Source organism: Pseudomonas sp. UTLPPB19802, assembly GCF_059730225.1.
Genome location: NZ_AP048545.1, coordinates 894,930 through 911,387, shown reverse-complemented (window position 1 = coordinate 911,387; position 16,458 = coordinate 894,930). Strand labels below are relative to the sequence as shown.

14 protein-coding genes are annotated in these 16,458 nt (G+C 62.1%); 4 read left to right on the top strand and 10 right to left on the bottom strand.

What is annotated here, in order from left to right:
- Positions 1-100 precede the first annotated feature (100 nt).
- Positions 101-481, bottom strand: a complete 381-nt coding sequence (locus tag AC6I6U_RS04070) for a COG4315 family predicted lipoprotein (RefSeq protein WP_497880774.1) — start codon at positions 479-481, stop codon at positions 101-103.
- A 153-nt stretch (positions 482-634) separates the two neighbouring features.
- On the opposite strand from AC6I6U_RS04070, the gene phoB reads away from it, so the two are divergent.
- From phoB to AC6I6U_RS04055, 3 genes are all read left to right on the top strand, one after another.
- Positions 635-1,324, top strand: a complete 690-nt coding sequence (phoB, locus tag AC6I6U_RS04065; RefSeq protein WP_010447794.1) for a phosphate regulon transcriptional regulator PhoB — start codon at positions 635-637, stop codon at positions 1,322-1,324.
- A gap of 43 nt (positions 1,325-1,367) precedes the next feature.
- A complete protein-coding gene (gene phoR / locus AC6I6U_RS04060; protein WP_497880773.1) occupies positions 1,368-2,690 on the top strand; it encodes a phosphate regulon sensor histidine kinase PhoR in 1,323 nt (440 codons plus the stop codon).
- Between the two features lie 166 nt (positions 2,691-2,856).
- The gene (locus AC6I6U_RS04055; RefSeq protein ID WP_497880772.1) at positions 2,857-4,200 is read left to right on the top strand and encodes a hemolysin family protein; all 1,344 of its coding nucleotides are present in this window, start codon (positions 2,857-2,859) and stop codon (positions 4,198-4,200) included.
- Between the two features lie 137 nt (positions 4,201-4,337).
- On the opposite strand, the gene AC6I6U_RS04050 is transcribed toward AC6I6U_RS04055, so the two are convergent.
- The 9 genes from AC6I6U_RS04050 to AC6I6U_RS04010 all read right to left on the bottom strand — a co-directional run bounded on the left by AC6I6U_RS04050 (position 4,338) and on the right by AC6I6U_RS04010 (position 15,580).
- On the bottom strand, positions 4,338-5,237 hold the full coding sequence (locus tag AC6I6U_RS04050) for a peptidoglycan DD-metalloendopeptidase family protein (RefSeq protein WP_497880771.1): 900 nt from the start codon (positions 5,235-5,237) through the stop codon (positions 4,338-4,340).
- Positions 5,238-5,300: 63 nt separating this feature from the next.
- On the bottom strand, positions 5,301-5,606 hold the full coding sequence (locus AC6I6U_RS04045) for a helix-turn-helix domain-containing protein (protein WP_497880770.1): 306 nt from the start codon (positions 5,604-5,606) through the stop codon (positions 5,301-5,303).
- A gap of 407 nt (positions 5,607-6,013) precedes the next feature.
- The gene (locus AC6I6U_RS04040) at positions 6,014-6,940 is read right to left on the bottom strand and encodes a response regulator (protein ID WP_497880769.1); all 927 of its coding nucleotides are present in this window, start codon (positions 6,938-6,940) and stop codon (positions 6,014-6,016) included.
- A 158-nt stretch (positions 6,941-7,098) separates the two neighbouring features.
- Positions 7,099-7,860, bottom strand: coding sequence for a phosphate signaling complex protein PhoU (phoU, locus tag AC6I6U_RS04035; RefSeq protein ID WP_017901743.1), 762 nt, complete (start codon positions 7,858-7,860; stop codon positions 7,099-7,101).
- Positions 7,861-7,980: 120 nt separating this feature from the next.
- Positions 7,981-8,814: a phosphate ABC transporter ATP-binding protein PstB gene (gene pstB, locus AC6I6U_RS04030; RefSeq protein WP_497880768.1), complete on the bottom strand. Its 834-nt coding sequence runs from the start codon at positions 8,812-8,814 to the stop codon at positions 7,981-7,983.
- A gap of 153 nt (positions 8,815-8,967) precedes the next feature.
- Positions 8,968-10,638 (bottom strand): phosphate ABC transporter permease PstA, encoded by a 1,671-nt coding sequence (pstA, locus tag AC6I6U_RS04025; RefSeq protein ID WP_497880767.1) that lies wholly within the window; start codon positions 10,636-10,638, stop codon positions 8,968-8,970.
- A gap of 15 nt (positions 10,639-10,653) precedes the next feature.
- Entirely contained in the window at positions 10,654-12,687 is a 2,034-nt protein-coding gene (locus AC6I6U_RS04020) for an ABC transporter permease subunit (RefSeq protein WP_497882976.1), read from the bottom strand.
- A 448-nt stretch (positions 12,688-13,135) separates the two neighbouring features.
- A complete protein-coding gene (locus AC6I6U_RS04015; protein ID WP_497880766.1) occupies positions 13,136-14,128 on the bottom strand; it encodes a phosphate ABC transporter substrate-binding protein PstS in 993 nt (330 codons plus the stop codon).
- A 162-nt stretch (positions 14,129-14,290) separates the two neighbouring features.
- Positions 14,291-15,580 (bottom strand): MFS transporter, encoded by a 1,290-nt coding sequence (locus AC6I6U_RS04010; protein WP_497880765.1) that lies wholly within the window; start codon positions 15,578-15,580, stop codon positions 14,291-14,293.
- A 442-nt stretch (positions 15,581-16,022) separates the two neighbouring features.
- Here AC6I6U_RS04010 and AC6I6U_RS04005 point away from each other — a divergent pair, with 442 nt between their 5' ends.
- Positions 16,023-16,424 carry an acyl-CoA thioesterase gene (locus AC6I6U_RS04005; protein WP_010447769.1) on the top strand — a complete coding sequence of 134 codons (402 nt, stop codon included), beginning with the start codon at positions 16,023-16,025 and terminating at the stop codon, positions 16,422-16,424.
- Positions 16,425-16,458 lie beyond the last annotated feature (34 nt).

Sequence of the window (16,458 nt, the reverse complement as noted above, 5' to 3'; positions counted from 1 at the left end):
CGGTGTAGGAGCAGGGCTTGCCCGCGAATGGGCCCTTGAGGCCGCTAACAGCTTCGCGGGCAAGCCCTGCTCCTACAGGGTTCGGGGGGCCCCTTCGCCCTCAGGGCTTGGCCACGTGCCAGACGCCACCTTTGCCATCACCGGTCTTGTCGCCGTCCTTCTTGTCAGCCTTGAAGGTGTACAACGGCTTGCCGTCATAGGCCCACTGCAGCTTGCCATCGTCGCGCTTGATCACACTCCACTTGCCCTCGGCCTTGTCCGCTGCGGCGGCAGCCAGCGGTGGCCAGTTGGTCTCGCAGGGGTCGCCGTTGCACACCGACTTGCCGGCGGTATCCTTGTCAAAGGTATAGAGGGTCATGCCGTGGTGATCGACCAGCATTCCACCCTTGGCCATGGCGGGCTCGGCGGCGGAGGCCAGCGCCGGCAGGGCCAGTACGGCGGCAACCATCAGGGCCTTGAGCGAAAACGAAGAGTTAGTCATCAGAACCTTCCTTTTGTGGTTGTAGATTCGAACCCCCAGCTTAGTTCATGGATGCGGCTATCGTTGGCCACGGGGAAAAGCTGTCACATGACTGCAATAATTTCGTTATCTAATGCGGCGCAAGACAGTTAAATGACAAGAGGATTAAGGGACATGGTTGGCAGGAGCATTCTGATCGTCGACGACGAAGCCCCGATCCGGGAGATGATCGCCGTCGCCCTGGAAATGGCCGGCTATGACTGCATGGAAGCCGAAAACTCCCAGCAGGCCCATGCGATCATCGTCGACCGCAAGCCTGACCTGATCCTGCTCGACTGGATGCTACCCGGCACCTCGGGCATCGAGCTGGCCCGGCGCCTCAAGCGCGACGAACTGACCGGCGACATCCCGATCATCATGCTCACCGCCAAGGGTGAGGAAGACAACAAGATCCAGGGCCTGGAAGTCGGTGCCGATGACTACATCACCAAGCCGTTTTCCCCACGGGAACTGGTCGCCCGCCTGAAAGCCGTGCTGCGTCGCGCCGGTCCGACCGACGGCGAAGCGCCGATCGAAGTCGGCGGCCTGCTGCTCGATCCGATCAGCCACCGCGTGACCATCGACGGCAAGCCGGCCGAGATGGGCCCGACCGAATACCGCCTGCTGCAGTTCTTCATGACCCACCAAGAACGCGCCTACACCCGCGGCCAACTGCTGGACCAAGTCTGGGGCGGCAACGTCTATGTCGAAGAGCGCACCGTCGACGTGCATATCCGCCGCCTACGCAAAGCCCTCGGCGACGCCTACGAAAATCTGGTACAAACCGTGCGCGGCACCGGCTACCGGTTTTCCACCAAGGGCTGAACCGACTTTCGCGCACTGACTGCTGACAAGGACGCATGTTGAAGTGAATCAAAACTGGCATGGCACCCTTATCCGCCATCTGTTGTTGCTCGTCACCGGCTGCCTGCTGGTCGGCCTGGTCACCGGCTACTACAGCTGGGCACTGGCCGCAGGCCTGGGGATCTACCTGGTGTGGACCCTCAAGCAACTGATGCGCCTGCACGAGTGGCTGCGCCTGCACAAGCCCGACGAAGCGCCCCCGGATGGCTACGGCCTGTGGGGCGACGTGTTCGACAGCATCTACCACCTGCAACGCCGTGACCAACGCGTCCGCGGTCGCCTGCAGGCGGTGATCGACCGGGTCCAGGAGTCCACCGCAGCCCTCAAGGATGCCGTGGTGATGCTCGACAGCGACGGCAACCTGGAATGGTGGAACCGCGCCGCCGAAACCCTGCTCGGCCTCAAGACCCCGCAAGACAGCGGCCAGCCAGTGACCAACCTGGTCCGTCATCCGCGCTTCAAGGAATATTTCGAGCAGGAAAACTACGCCGAGCCGCTGGAAATCCCCTCGCCGACCAATGATCGCCTGCGCATCCAGTTGCACATCACCCGCTACGGCAACAACGAACACCTGATGCTGGTACGCGACGTCACCCGCATCCACCAGCTGGAACAGATGCGCAAGGACTTCATCGCCAACGTCTCCCACGAACTGCGCACCCCGCTCACGGTAATCTGCGGCTACCTGGAAACCCTGCTCGACAATGTCGAGGAGGTCAACCCACGCTGGGGTCGAGCCCTGCAACAGATGCAGCAGCAAGGCGGGCGCATGCAGACCCTGCTCAACGACCTGCTGTTGCTGGCCAAGCTGGAGGCGACCGACTACCCATCGGATAACCATCCGGTACAGGTCGATACCCTGCTGCAGACGATCCGCAACGATGCCCAGGCGCTCTCCGGGCAACGCAACCAGACCATCACCGTCGAAGCCGACCCGGACATCCGCCTCAAGGGCAGCGAAGGCGAGCTGCGCAGCGCCTTCTCCAACCTGGTGTTCAACGCCGTCAAGTACACCCCGGCCGAAGGCAACATCCGCGTACGCTGGTGGGGCGACGAGCATGGCGCGCACCTGAGTGTGCAGGACTCCGGGATCGGCATCGACAACAAGCACCTGCCGCGCCTGACCGAACGTTTCTACCGCGTCGACTCCAGCCGCAACTCCAACACCGGCGGCACCGGCCTGGGCCTGGCCATCGTCAAGCATGTGCTGCTGCGCCATCGGGCACGCCTGGAGATCAGCAGCGTGCCGGGCCACGGCAGCACCTTCACCTGTCATTTCGCCCCGGCCCAGGTCGTGCGCGCGCAAAAGAACGAACTCTCCGTCTGAAGACGAGGTCCCAATAGTGCCCTGTACGGTTGATTCGAGTGTTCGAATTAGCCACACGGGCCACTAGTCAAGGGGCCCATGTGCCGCTACATTGGATGGCTGTGCCTACCATTCAGGCCAAGAAACACACCTTCAAATTGAAATATGGAACCCGTAAAACTCCATCATGGACCCTTCCCCTAGTAGTTTGACCCTCGCTTCGATATTCGCCGATTTCGGCATGATTCTGTTTGCTCTGATCCTGGTACTGCTCAACGGCTTCTTCGTTGCGGCCGAGTTCGCCATGGTCAAGCTGCGCTCGACCAGGGTTGAAACCATCGCCCAGGAAAACGGCTGGCGCGGACAGATCCTGCGCACCGTACACAGCCAGCTGGACGCCTACCTGTCGGCCTGCCAGTTGGGTATCACCCTCGCCTCCCTCGGCCTGGGCTGGGTCGGTGAGCCAGCGTTCGCCCATCTGCTGGAGCCGGTGCTCGGCGCCGTCGGCGTGAACTCCCCGGAAGTGATCAAGGGCGTGTCGTTCTTCACCGCCTTCTTCATCATTTCCTACCTGCACATCGTGGTGGGCGAGCTGGCACCCAAATCCTGGGCCATCCGCAAGCCGGAGCTGCTGTCGCTGTGGACGGCAGTGCCGCTGTATCTGTTCTACTGGTTGATGTACCCGGCCATCTACCTGCTCAACGCCAGCGCCAACGCCATCCTGCGGATCGCCGGCCAGGGTGAGCCCGGCCCGCATCACGAACATCACTACAGCCGTGAAGAGCTCAAGCTGATCCTGCACTCCAGCCGAGGCCAGGACCCCAGCGACCAGGGCATGCGCGTACTGGCCTCGGCCGTGGAGATGGGCGAACTGGAGGTGGTCGACTGGGCCAACTCCCGCGAAGACCTGGTCACCCTGGACTGCAACGCCCCGCTCAAGGAAATCCTGGCGCTGTTCCGTCGCCACAAGTTCAGCCGCTACCCGGTGTACGACGCCGAGCGCAACACGTTCGTCGGCCTGCTGCACATCAAGGACCTGCTGCTGGAATTGGCGGCGCTGGACCACATTCCCGAGTCGTTCAACCTGGCCGAACTGACCCGCCCGCTGGAGCGCGTCTCCAAGCACATGCCGCTGTCGCGCCTGCTCGAACAGTTCCGCCAGGGCGGCTCGCACTTTGCCCTGGTGGAGGAAGCCGACAGCAAGGTCATCGGCTACCTGACCATGGAAGACGTGCTTGAAGTGCTGGTCGGCGATATCCAGGACGAACACCGCAAGGCCGAACGCGGCATCCTCGCCTACCAGCCGGGCAAGCTGCTGGTACGCGGCGACACGCCACTGTTCAAGGTCGAGCGCCTGCTGGGTATCGACCTGGACCATATCGAGGCCGAAACCCTCGCCGGCCTGGTCTATGAGAGCCTGAAGCGGGTGCCGGAAGAAGAAGAGGTGATGGAAGTCGAAGGCCTGCGCATCATCATCAAGAAGATGAAGGGACCGAAGATCATCCTGGCCAAGGTCCTCAAGCTGGACTGATCACCAACACGATCTTTGTGGGAGCAGGCTTGCTGGGGATCCGCCGAAGACGGCCATCCCAGCAGGTTCTGCGGCGATATCGAGATTGCTATCGCCAGCAGGCCGGCTCCTACAGGGCCAGAGCTCAGCCAGTCATATCACTGCCCGCCCACTGCAAAGTTCGGCAGCGCCTCCATCGGCTGGCTGAACTGATATGGAATCGACACCAACCCCAGGCCGGTATTGCGCTGCACCACGAAATGCAGGTGCGGTCCGGTGCTGTTGCCGGTATTGCCCGACAGCCCCAGCGGGCTGCCCACAGCCACCCGCTGGCCCTCGCGCACGCTCACCGAGCCCTGTTTCAGGTGCAGATAGACGCCCATGGTGCCGTCGTCGTGCAGGATCCGGACGAAATTGCCCGCCGGGTTCTTGCCGCGCCCGGACTGCTCATTCTCGGTCTTGACCACCACCCCACCCCGCGCCGCAATGATCGGCGTGCCCACCGGCATGGCGATGTCCATCGCATAGCGGCTCTTGGCACCATGGTGGCTGTATTCGCCGTTCGGCCCCTGGGTCAGGCGAAACGGCCCGCCCCGCCACGGAAACGGATAACGATAGCCCTGGGCCTGGCCGGAGGGATCACCGAGGGAATAGCGGAACTTCGGGGTATACAGGAATGGTTGCCCGGCCTGGGTCGCGCTGAGCAGCGCCAGGCGCTGGTTGCTGCGCGCCGGCAACACCTTGCGAATCGGCTGCATGGGCGCGCCGCTGACGTTTTTCAGCGCACCGAAGCTCAACTCGATCTCCACCGGCGCATACAGGTCGTTGCGCACGAAAACTTCGTCGCCGCCCTTCTGCTTGCGGATATCCAGGCGCACCTGGCGCTCGAGGTGCTCGACCATCCGGTCGCGGAACACGAAAACCTCGGCCCCCGGCGCCGGACGGTCGCTGTAGGTGACCACGCCATTGGCGTCCACGTACTTATAGACCGTCATGGCCGCAGCCGAGGTGGCGACCATCAACAGGCCACAGGACAACAACAGGCGCAGGAACAACATAGGGCAAGTCGCCAAGCGAAACGTGGCGAGCAGATTAGCAGGCCGCCAAGATGTTTGTATGACTCAGGCCGACTGGATCGCGCCCTGGCCGAAGCACAGGTCGACGTCCAACTGTGCCGGTTCCGACAAGTTCACCAGTGCATCCAGGGAGAACTTGTCGATCTTGCCATTGAGCAGGTCGTTCAACCTGGGCTGGCTGATTCCCAGGCGCTTGGCCGCATCCTTCTGGGACAGCTCCCAGGTATTGATCCTGCCGATCAGCGCCATCATCAGCCTGGAGCGCAGGCGCATGTTGGCTGCCTCCCGGGGGGGCTCTTCCAGCGCATCCCAGACGGAGGAAAAACGCTCGGTATTGGCATGATCAATCATGGTTTTGCTCCTATCTCCCGATATCTCGCCCTGGCCAGCTAGATATCCCGAGCCTGGGTCTTCTGGGTCGTTTTCCTGTCCAACTGAAAACCCACCGCTCTTTTCGCCTCCAGCGGGAAAGCCCTCAGATCACTGAGCGAGCTCCCTACGAATACCACGTCCTTGTGCCTTGCCATCGATACCTCCTGTGCTTGCCAGGAAAAGCGTAATCAACGGCCGAGACGTTCGTGGTGCGAGGTTGTTGCAAGACTTGGCTGGTTCCCATGCCTCGCCGATCAATTTATATCAAAACAGATATAATAAAATCGGACGAGAGAATATTCGGACGAAAGGCTTTTCGATACGCAATGTAGGAACGGGCAAAAGCAACCCGGTGCAGTCAGCCGCACCGGGTTGTCAGGCGGGCATCATGCGCCAGGAACGAAGTGTTTCTGGGCGGTGCCGCGGGCGATCAGGCGGGAAATGTAGTCGAGCTTCTGGGCATCCTGGTCGATGAACCGGAAGGTCAGCTGCAGCCATTCGCTATCCGGCTTCGGCTCATGGGCGACGATCGCATGCAGGTAGCCGTTGAGGCGGGCGACCTCGGCGTTGTCACCCTGCTCCAGGTCGAGCACGGCGCTTTCCAGGACCTGTGGCAGGGCGTCGCTGCGACGAACCACCAGCAGGGCTTCCTTGATGCTCAAGGCCTTGATCACGCACTGCTGGGTGCCGCTGGCGAGGCGCAACTGGCCCTGGCCACGACCACCCGTCGCGGCGCTGGCCGGTGCCGCGGCAGCAGCCGGGCGCACCGGTGGGCTGTTGAGGATGCCCTTGGAAGCAGCAGGTGCCGCAGCGGCAGGCGCAGGGGCGGCAGACGGCACGACTGCCGGCTTGCCACCGGTCAGCGCGCTCAACGAGTCGTTGCCGAACGCCGAGGCCGACTTCGGCGCGCTGCTCATCAGTGCATCGAGCTTGCCGACCTTGTGCAGTGCCTGCTTGACCTTGGTCAGCAGCTGTTCGTTGGTAAACGGCTTGCTGACGTAGCCGGACACCCCGGCCTGAATCGCCTGCACCACGTTTTCCTTGTCGCCACGGCTGGTGACCATCACGAACGGCATATTCTTGAGGGCGTCCTGCGAACGGCACCACGTCAGCAGTTCCAGGCCGGACATTTCAGGCATTTCCCAGTCGCACAGCACCAGGTCGAACGCCTCGCGCGCCAGGATAGCCTGGGCCTTGCGTCCGTTGACGGCGTCTTCGGTCCGCACACCCGGGAAGTAGTTGCGCAGGCACTTTTTCACCAGGTCGCGGATGAACGATGCGTCATCCACCACCAACACACTGACTTTGCTCATTGACCATTCCTCTAAAAATCCCGGCCAGCATACTGGCTAATGGCCATTTGCAAAACTGATCAGTCACGCCGGGATTTCATCGCTCGCAAGGCGCGTAAAATTCGTACGCCACAAACAAGAACGCCCGACCATTGGCCGGGCGTTTCTCTCGGGCAATCTTACTTATCGTCAGCTTTGTCCGGAACATTAGCAGTTTCGGGGGCCAATCCCTCAACTTCCTGACGCATGCGCTTGAGGCCCATGTGCCGTACGTCGGTACCACGTACCAGATAGATTACCAGCTCCGAGATATTGCGCGCGTGGTCGCCGATCCGCTCCAGCGAGCGCAGCACCCAGATGATGCTCAGGACCCGCGAGATAGAGCGCGGGTCTTCCATCATGTAGGTGGCCAGCTCACGCAACGCGGTCTTGTACTCGCGGTCGATGATCTTGTCGTACTGCGCCACGGACAACGCCAGCTCGGCGTCGAACCGAGCGAAGGCGTCCAGCGCGTCACGCACCATGTTACGCACCTGGTCGCCGATGTGCCGGACTTCGACATAACCGCGCGGGGCTTCGCCTTCTTCGCACAACTGGATGGCACGACGGGCGATCTTGGTGGCTTCGTCGCCGATTCGCTCGAGATCGATCACCGACTTGGAGATGCTGATGATCAACCGCAGGTCGGATGCCGCCGGCTGGCGACGGGCGAGGATGCGCAGGCACTCCTCGTCGATGTTGCGTTCCATCTGGTTGATCTGTTCATCGATCTCGCGAACTTGCTGGGCCAGGCCGGAGTCGGCCTCGATCAGCGCGGTGACCGCGTCGTTGACCTGCTTCTCCACCAGACCGCCCATGGCCAGCAGGTGGCTGCGTACTTCTTCCAGCTCCGCGTTGAACTGTGCGGAAATGTGATGGGTAAGACCTTCTTTATCAATCATCGGTGTTTGGCTCCGCGAAACTTGCAGGCTTCAAGCCGCGCGTTTCAAGCAGTTATGGGTTGATCCGGGGTTCGCACAGCATCTGCCTTGCCGCCTCCGGCGTGCGGCACACAGCCGCTCCTAGCCATAACGACCGGTGATGTAGTCCTCGGTCTGCTTCTTCGCGGGATTGGTGAACAGGGTATCGGTATCACCGAATTCCACCAGCTTGCCCATGTACATGAACGCGGTGTAGTCGGAGACTCGAGCGGCCTGCTGCATGTTGTGGGTCACGATGACGATAGTGAACTTGGATTTCAGTTCGTAGATCAGCTCCTCGACCTTGAGGGTCGAGATCGGGTCGAGTGCCGAGCACGGTTCGTCGAGCAGCAGGACTTCCGGCTCCACGGCGATGGTCCGGGCAATCACCAGGCGCTGCTGCTGGCCGCCGGAGAGACCGAGGGCGGAGTCGTGCAGGCGGTCCTTCACTTCATCCCACAATGCGGCACCCTTGAGTGCCCATTCCACGGCTTCGTCGAGCACGCGCTTCTTGTTGATGCCCTGGATGCGCAGGCCGTAGACCACGTTCTCGTAGATAGTCTTGGGGAACGGGTTGGGCTTCTGGAACACCATGCCGACCTTGCGGCGCAGCTCGGCCACATCCTCGCCCTTGCGGTAGATGTTGTTGCCGTAGAGGTTGATCTCGCCCTGTACGCGGCAGCCGTCGACCAGATCGTTCATCCGGTTGAAGGTACGCAGCAGGGTCGACTTGCCGCAACCGGACGGGCCGATGAAGGCGGTCACGCGTTGCTTGGGAATGTTCATGCTGACATCGAACAGGGCCTGTTTCTCACCGTAGAACAGGCTCAGGCTCGGTACTTCGATGGCCACGGTCTCGCTGGCCAGGTCCAGACTCTGCTTGCTGCGACCCAGGGCGGACATGTTGATGCCGTGGGGTTGGGTTTCGTGCTGCATGGGTAAACTCCCTGCGCTAACAAATTCGTTTCGATACGCCGCTTGGCGGCGTGTGCAATCAATCCCTGTGTAGGAGCCGGGCTTGCCCGCGAAGAGGCCCTTGAGCCGTCAAAAGCTTCGCGGGCAAGCCCTGCTCCTACAGGTAATGCGTCATCAGCTATCCAGCGCCTTGTACTTCTCGCGCAGGTGGTTACGGATCCACACGGCCGACAGGTTCAGCGTGGCGATCACCAGCACCAGCAGCAACGCGGTGGCATACACCAACGGGCGCGCCGCCTCGACGTTGGGGCTCTGGAAGCCGACGTCGTAGATGTGGAAGCCCAGGTGCATGATTTTCTGGTCCAGGTGCAGGTACGGGTAGTTGCCGTCCAATGGCAGCGACGGCGCCAGTTTCACCACGCCGACCAGCATCAGCGGTGCCACTTCGCCAGCGGCACGGGCCACGGCGAGGATCATGCCGGTCATCATCGCCGGGCTGGCCATCGGCAGGACGATCTTCCACAGCGTCTCGGCCTTGGTTGCGCCCAGTGCCAGCGAACCTTCACGGACCGTACGGGGAATCCGCGCCAGGCCTTCCTCGGTGGCCACGATCACCACCGGCACCGCCAGCAGCGCCAGGGTCAGCGAGGCCCAGAGCAGGCCCGGCGTACCGAAGGTCGGCGCCGGCAGGGCCTCGGGGAAGAACAGCCGGTCGAGCGAACCACCGAGCACATAGACGAAGAAGCCCAGGCCGAACACACCGTAGACGATCGCTGGAACGCCGGCCAGGTTGTTCACCGCGATGCGGATCACCCGGGTCAGGGCGTTCTGCTTGGCGTACTCACGCAGGTAGACCGCCGCCAGCACGCCGAACGGCGTGACGATCATGGCCATGATCAGGGTCATCATCACGGTACCGAAGATCGCCGGGAAGATCCCGCCTTCGGTGTTCGCTTCACGCGGGTCGTCGCTGAGGAACTCCCAGACCTTGCTGAAGTAGAACCCCAGCTTGGTGAAGGTGCCCATGGCGTTCGGCTGGTAGGCATGCACCACCTTGCCGATGCCGATCTCCAGTTCCTTGCCGTTGCCATCGCGGGCCGTGAGGCTGTCGCGGTTGAACTCGGTATGCAGGTCGCTCAGGCGCGCCTCGATGGCCTGGTAGCGGGCGTGCAACTCGGCCTTCTCGGCTTCCATGTCGGCTTGGGCGGCAGCGTCCAGCTTGCCGTCGAGTTCCAGCTTGCGGCCGTGCAGGCGGATGCGTTCCAGACCGGCGTTGATCGCGCCGATATCGGTCTTCTCCAGGCTCTTGAGCTGCTTGGCCAGACCATTCACGCGCTCGATGCGCGCCTGCAGTTCGGGCCAGGCAGCTTCGCCCTCGGCGACGACCTTGCCGTTTTCCTTGACGTTGACCAGGGTGCCGTAGAAGTTGCCCCACTCACGACGCTCGAGGGTCATCAGTTCGGCCGGCGTGGTCAGGTCGCCCAGCCAATCGCCGACGATCCACGTGAAGTCGTTGCCGTTCAGGTCGCGGTTGCCGACCTTGACCAGCTCGCGGGTCATGAACTCGGGGCCGTTTTCCGGCACCGGCAGGCCCGCCGATTTCAGGCGTGCACGCGGTACTTCTTCCTTCTGTACCACTTCGCCGACCACGACCTGCGAGGCCTGGCCAGGAATGGTGTACTGGGCGTGGATCACGTCCGCCGGCCAGAAGTGGCCCAGCCCACGCACCGCGATCACCGCCAGCAAGCCGATGGTCATGATGACCGCGATGGACACCGCACCACCGCTGATCCAGACGCCAGGGGCGCCGCTCTTGAACCAGCCATTCAGGGAGTTCTGTTTCACAGACTTCTACCTTTATTAAAGCGACGAGTATTTCTTGCGCAGACGCTGACGAATCAGCTCCGCGAGGGTGTTCATGACGAACGTGAACAGCAGCAGCACCAGCGCCGAGAGGAACAGCACGCGGTAGTGGCTACCGCCCACTTCCGACTCCGGCATTTCCACCGCGACGTTCGCTGCCAGGGTACGCAGCCCCTCGAACAGGTTCATCTCCATGACCGGCGTGTTGCCGGTGGCCATCAGCACGATCATGGTCTCGCCGACGGCGCGACCCAGGCCGATCATCAGCGCCGAGAAGATGCCCGGGCTGGCGGTGAGGATCACCACCCGCGTCATGGTCTGCCATGGCGTGGCGCCCAGGGCCAGGGAGCCCAGGGTCAGGCTGCGCGGCACGCTGAACACGGCGTCTTCGGCGATCGAGTAGATGTTCGGGATGACCGCGAAGCCCATCGCCAGGCCCACCACCAGGGCGTTGCGCTGGTCGTAGGTGATGCCCAGGTCGTGGGAAATCCACAGGCGCATGTCACCGCCGAAGAACCACGATTCCAGGTGCGGGCTCATGAACAGCGAGAGCCAGCCGACGAACAGGATCACCGGGATCAGGATCGCGCTTTCCCAGCCGTCCGGCACCCGCAGGCGCAGCGACTCGGGCAGGCGGCTCCAGGCGAAACCGGCGACCAGGATGCCGATCGGCAGCAACAGCAGCAGGCTGAAGATCCCCGGCAGGTGTCCTTCGACGTACGGCGCCAGGAACAGGCCGGCGAAGAAGCCGAGGATCACCGTCGGCATCGCTTCCATCAGCTCGATCACCGGCTTGACCTTGCGGCGCATACCCGGAGCCATGAAGTAGGCGGTGTAGATCGCCGCGGCAATGGCCAGCGGTGCCGCCAGCAGCATGGCGTAGAACGCGGCCTTCAGGGTGCCGAAGGTCAGCGGCGACAGGCTCAGCTTGGGTTCGAAGTCGGTGTTGGCGGCGGTCGACTGCCAGACGTACTTGGGTGCGTCGTAGTTTTCGTACCAGACCTTGCTCCACAGCGCGCTCCAGGACACTTCCGGGTGCGGGTTGTCGAGCAGCAGCGGCTGGATCTTCCCACCTTGTTCGATGAGCACCCGGTTGGCCCGCGGCGACAGGCCGAACAGGCCCGGACCATCGACCACCTGCTCCACCAGCAGGGTGCGGTGCGCAGTACTGTGGAACACGCCGAACTTGCCCGAGGCATCCAGGGCGACGAAGCCCTTGCGACGTTCTTCGGCAGTGATCTCGACGATTGGCGTGGTGCCCATCTGGAAGCTGCGGATCGGCTTGAGGCGCAATTCACCATCGGTGTCGCGAGCCATGAACCACTGGCCGAGGCCACCCTTGGAGTCACCGATGATCAGCGAGATACCACCGACCAGCTGTGCACTGGCGGTGACTTCGGTGTTGGCGTCCTCGAGCAGCTTGTAGCGACCGTTCAGGCTCTTGTCGCGCAGGCTGAACACGTCGGCCTGGGCGCGCCCGTTGATCACGTACAGCCACTGCTGGCGCGGATCGATATAGATAGCCTTCACCGGCTCGGTCATCTGCGGCAGATCGATAGTCTTCTGCTCGCTGGTGACCTCGCCGGTCATCATGTTCTCTTCCTTGGTCAGCGCCAGCACATGCAGTTGCGCACCATTGGAACCGACGGCGATCAGCGTCGAATCGCTGGCATTGAGGTTCACGTGTTCGAGGGCATGCCCCTGCTCGTCCAGGGTGATCGGCGTTTCACCGTACGGGTACTCGATGACCGGCGTGATGGTCTTCTTGCCATCCGGGTAGGTCACCTTGTAGCTGTGACGGAACACCAGCGCCTGGCCGTTGGACAGGCCGACGATGACCAGGGGAACGCCCGGCTGGTCCTTGCTGATGGCGGTGACCTTGGTCCCGGCCGGAATAGGCAGGCTCACGCGGGACAGCTCGGCGGCGCCTTCGACGGCGAAGAACAGCACCTGGCCCTGGTCGGAAACCCGCATGCCGACCTGGTTCTGCTCTTCCAGGGAGATCATCAACGGGTTGCCGGCATCGCGCATCCAGGCCGGGCTGACCGCTTTTTCGGCGGTCAGCGAAGCGCCCTGGAACAGTGGCATCACCACATAGCCGAGGAAGAAGAAAATCAGCGTGATTGCCGCCAGGACGGCCAGGCCGCCGACAAATACATACCAGCGGGTCAGACGGTCCTTGAGCGCGCGAATTTGGCGCTTGCGCTTGAGTTCAGGCGTATTGAAGTCAATGCGCTTGGGAGGAGAAGTCGTAGTCATGGTGGAATTGGCCAGATCGTTCATGCGCACACCCTAGCGATCCTGTATGACAGAAAGATGACAGTGCAGTGACGCACGGAAGCCGCCGCCCAGCATGGCTGGCAGCGGATTCGGAAATTGAGGGTGTGGGGTGCGGGCTGCTCGCGAAGCGTCCTTCCAGGATCACCTTCGCGGGCAGGCCCGCTCCCACATACCGGGGTTCAAGACCCCGGCCCGGTGCTTACTTCTTGGCGCCTTCGCTCAGGCCCAGGTCAGCCAGTGCCTTGGCGGCAACCTTGGCTGGCAGCGGGATGTAGCCGTCTTTCACTACGACTTCCTGACCCTGCTTGGACAGGACCAGCTTCACGAACTCGGCTTCCAGCGGGGCCAGAGGCTTGTTCGGAGCCTTGTTGACGTAGACGTAGAGGAAACGCGACAGCGGGTATTTGCCGTTCAGTGCGTTTTCTTCGCTGTCTTCGATGAAGTCGGTGCTGCCTTTCTTGGCCAGGGCAACGGTTTTCACGCTGGCGGTCTTGTAGCCGATACCCGAGTAGCCGATACCGTTCAGCGAGGAGCTGATGGACTGGACCACGGAAGCCGAACCAGGCTGTTCGTTCACGTTAGGCTTGTAGTCGCCCTTGCACAGGGCTTCTTCCTTGAAGTAGCCGTAGGTGCCGGATACCGAGTTGCGGCCGAACAGTTGGACTGGCTTGTTGGCCAGGTCGCCGGTCACGCCCAGGTCACCCCAGGTCTTGACGTCGGCCTTGGCACCGCACAGGCGAGTCGAGGAGAAGATCGCGTCGACCTGTTCCATGGTCAGCTGCTTGATCGGGTTGTCTTTGTGCACGAATACCGCCAGGGCATCGACAGCGACCGGGATGGCGGTCGGCTTGTAGCCGTACTTCTGCTCGAAGGCAGCCAGTTCGGTGTCCTTCATCTTGCGGCTCATCGGGCCGAGGTTCGAAGTGCCTTCAGTCAGGGCGGGCGGCGCAGTCGCGGAGCCGGCGGCCTGAATCTGGATGTTCACGTTCGGATATTCTTTCTTGTAGTTCTCTGCCCACAAGGTCATGAGGTTTGCCAGGGTATCGGAACCGACGCTGGACAAGTTGCCCGATACGCCTTGTACCTTGGTATAGGCGGGAATGGACGGGTCTACACCAGCGGCCACCGCGTGGGCAGTCGCGACGCCAGCAGCGACAAACGTCATTGCCGCCATCAAACGTTTCAGTTTCATGCCTTGCTCCTAGCAGAGAGGGTTATGTTAAGTCGGGGCCAAGTATCAGCAGGCCGCATGAACACTCTATGACTGGTATGTGACAATTAGATGAAAGGCCAGCATCCGAAAAGATGGCTGACCTTTCTCAGTGAAACGCGCAAAACCCTTGATATACGTGGCTTAGCGGGACTTCGACCAGAGGTAGCCGCCCACCAGCACACCGACGCTGCAAATTATTGCAACATAATACGCCGGCCCCATCGGGCTCTCCTTGAGCAGCAGGGTGACCACCATCGGCGTCAGGCCGCCGAAGATCGCGTAGGCCAGATTGTAAGAGAACGACAGGCCGCTGAAGCGCACCACCGCCGGGAACGCCTTGACCATCACATAAGGCACGGCGCCGATGGTGCCGACAAACAGGCCGCTCAGGGCGTACAGCGGGAACAGCCACTCGGGGTGGGTCGCCACGGTGGCATAGAAGGTCCAGAAGGTGGCCATCAGCGCCAGGCTGCCAATCACGAACACCCGGCCCGCGCCGAAACGGTCGGCCAGGGCACCGGAAGCGATGCAACCCAGGGTCAGGCACACGGTCGCCAGGCTGTTGGCCTGCAGGGAGAGCGTCGGCGCGAAGTGGAAGGCTGTCTGCAGCACGGTCGGGGTCATCAGGATCACCACCACCACACCTGCGGAAAGCAGCCAGGTCAGCAGCATCGAGATGAGGATCGCACTGCGGTGGTCACGCAGCACCGCACCCAGCGGAATGCCATCGGACAGCGCCTTGCGCTGCTGCAGCTCGGCGAAGACCGGGGTCTCGTGCAGCCAGCGACGCAGGTACACCGAGAACAGGCCGAACACGCCACCAAGCAGGAACGGGATACGCCAGGCGTAGTCGCTCACCTCCACGGGGCTATAGACGCTGTTGATCAGGGTCGCGACCAGCGAGCCGAGCAGGATGCCGGCGGTCAGGCCCGAGGTCAGGGTGCCGCAGGCGAAGCCGATCTGCCGCTCCGGCACGTGTTCGGCGACGAACACCCAGGCGCCCGGTACTTCACCACCAATGGCCGCGCCCTGAATCACCCGCATCAACAACAGCAGGATCGGCGCCCAGATGCCGATCTGCGCGTAGGTCGGCAGCAGGCCCATGATCAGGGTCGGCACGGCCATCATGAAAATGCTCAGGGTGAACATCTTCTTGCGACCCAGCAGGTCGCCGAAGTGCGCCATGACGATACCGCCCAGCGGCCGCGCCAGGTAGCCGGCGGCGAAGATCCCGAAGGTCTGCATCAGGCGCAGCCATTCCGGCATCTCGGCGGGGAAGAACAGCTTGCCGACCACCGCCGCGAAAAACACGAAGATGATGAAGTCATAGAACTCCAGCGCGCCTCCCAGGGCCGAGAGCGACAGCGTCTTGTAGTCATTACGGGTCAGCGGGCGCGCAGGCTGCGCAAGGCTGGGCGACACAGTACTCATGCAAGGCTTCTCTTATATATATTTACGAATAGGTCTTGTAGGCGGCCCGGACGTGACGGCTACCGGCGTCGATCTAGCAAAGATCGCACAAGCCGGGTTGTAGGAAAACGCCAAAGCGGTAAAACATGTCGCCAGCGAGGAAAGCCTGGAAAGATAATAAAATGTTTCAGAAAGTAAGTGATGGCCCGATATAGAGCGATCGAAAGGCCTTTCTGATGGTCGAAGTCAAGCGGGTCGCTCGATATACTGGTGAATGTCGCCCTGCAGGGGTGCTGTGCAAAAACGTCGTTGGCCCACCGCCCCAGCCGATTTTGCAGAGTTTCCCTTTAGTACGCCTTAGAGAAACGTGACGAACGTAGCATGTTCGGGCTGAATCGTTTTTCCTGAAGACGGCTATTCACCTGCAATACCCACGTAGCGTCATGGGTCAGAGGCCCTGCATATGATCGAACTCGAACAAGAAGACCCTATCCCGCAAGGCGACCTTGCCCTGCAAATCACCGCCCTACCCCGTGAAACCAACGGTTTCGGCGATATCTACGGCGGTTGGCTGGTCAACCAGATGGACCTGGCCGGCACTGCCATGTCCAGCAAGATCGCCGGAGGCCGGGTGGCCACGGTGGCCATCGACCGCATGGCGTTCCTCGTGCCGGTGGCGGTCGGCGCGCAGTTGTCCTTTTATACCCAGGCCCTGGAAATCGGCCGCAGCTCGATCCGGATGATGGTCGAGGTATGGAGTGACGACCCGCTGTCCAGCGAATGGCGCAAGGTCACCGAAGCGGTATTCGTCTTCGTCGCCATCGACGGCAGCGGTCGCACCCGCTCCGTGCCACGGCGCACCTAAACCGGCGCCGTTTTTTGCGGTCCATTGCAGTCCA